The 1,553-nt window shown below is 68.8% G+C and carries 1 protein-coding gene; it reads right to left on the bottom strand.

The window, feature by feature from the left end:
* Positions 1 to 1,553 (bottom strand): condensation domain-containing protein (locus ACIQGQ_RS37180; protein ID WP_402405116.1); only part of this gene is annotated, 1,553 nt, incomplete at both ends.

The following is a 1,553-nucleotide window of genomic DNA, read 5'->3' as shown; positions in this document are numbered from 1 at the left end:
CCCGGAACAGCCGCCACCGACCCCACCAACGTCACCAAATGCCCCGCCAACCGCTCCACCGACACCCGATCGAACAAATCCGTCCGATACTCCAGAGCCGCCTGCAGCTCACCGTCCGCCTCCACCGCAGTCAGCTGGAGGTCGAACTTGGCGTCCTGGCCCCCCACACCGACCTGCTCGACCGTCAGGCCAGGCAGGCTCCACGACTCCCCGTCCGGGGTGTTCTGGAAGACGAACAGTGTCTGGAACAGCGGGTTGCGGGACAGGTCGCGGTCGGGCGCCAGCTCGTCTACGAGGCGTTCGAAGGGCAGGTCCTGGTGGTCGTACGCGCCGAGCGCGGTCTCCTTCACCCGGCCCAGCAACTCGACGAAGGTCGGATCACCGGCAAGATCCGTCCGCAGCACCAGCGTGTTGACGAAGAAACCGATCAGCTCCTCCGTCTCCGCCCGGTTCCGACCGGCGATCGGAGTCCCGACCGCGATGTCGTCCTGCCGGCAGTAACGGGCCAAAACGATCTGGAAGACCGCCAGGAGCACCATGAACAGGCTCGCACCCTGCTCACGCGCCATCACCCGCAACGCCTCCACCACCTCCGACGGCACCGAGAAGTACACGGTGTCGCCCTCGGCCCCCTCGCGTTCGGCGGGTCGGCCGTGGTCGGTCGGCAGCTCCAGGGTCGGTACCCCTGTGAGGCGCTCGCGCCAGTACGTCAGCTGCCGCTCCAGCAGGTCCCCGCTGAGCTGCTCCCGCTGCCAGGCGGCGAAATCCGCGTACTGAACCGACAACCCGGGAAGCGAAGCCTCACGCCCCGCAACAGCGGCCGCGTACAGCTCACGCAGCTCACGGGCCAGAATCCCGGAGGACCAACCGTCCGAGACGATGTGATGCAGCGTGATCAGTACGTACTGGTCTTCATCGGCGAGGCGCACCACGTCGGCCCGCAGCAGCCGCCCGCTGTCCAGCTCGAACGGCCTCCGCGCCTCGGCTGCCATGATCTCCAGTGCGGCCTGCTCCCGATCGGCCGCCGGGACGGTCCGGACGTCGTGCACCACCGGAGTGACCGACCACGGCGCGTCCACGATCTGTGCGGGGCGTCCCGCTTCGTCCGTGAAGAACCGGGTCCGCAACACCTCGTGCCGGGCCACCAGACCCGTGAACGCCGCGCTCAGCGCGCCGACGTCGAGTGCGCCCCGCACGCGTAGGCCGAACGGAACGAGGTACTCGGCACTGCCCGGCGTCAGCTTGTCCAGGAACCAGAGCCGCTGCTGCGCGAACGACAACGGCAGTGGACCGCCGTCCCGGTCGCGCGGGACCAGCGGTGCCGCGTCGGCCGCCTCCGCATCGCGCACGGCCTCGGCCAGCGCGGCCGGCGTGGGCGAGGTGAACAGGGCGCGGACCGGAACGTCCACACCGAGCCGCTGCCTCAGGCGCGAGGTCACCTGTGTCGCGAGCAGTGAATGTCCGCCGAGTTCGAAGAAGTTGTCGTGGATGCCGATGGTGTCGATGCCGAGGACGTCGGTCCAGACAGCGGTGATGGTCTCTTCCGTCGAGTT

It is taken from the genome of Streptomyces sp. NPDC092952 (genome assembly GCF_044754785.1).
In the GTDB taxonomy this organism is placed as follows: Bacteria; Actinomycetota; Actinomycetes; order Streptomycetales; family Streptomycetaceae; genus Streptomyces.
Note: the sequence above shows the minus strand (reverse complement) of the source record. Positions and strands in the feature narration are given on the sequence as shown.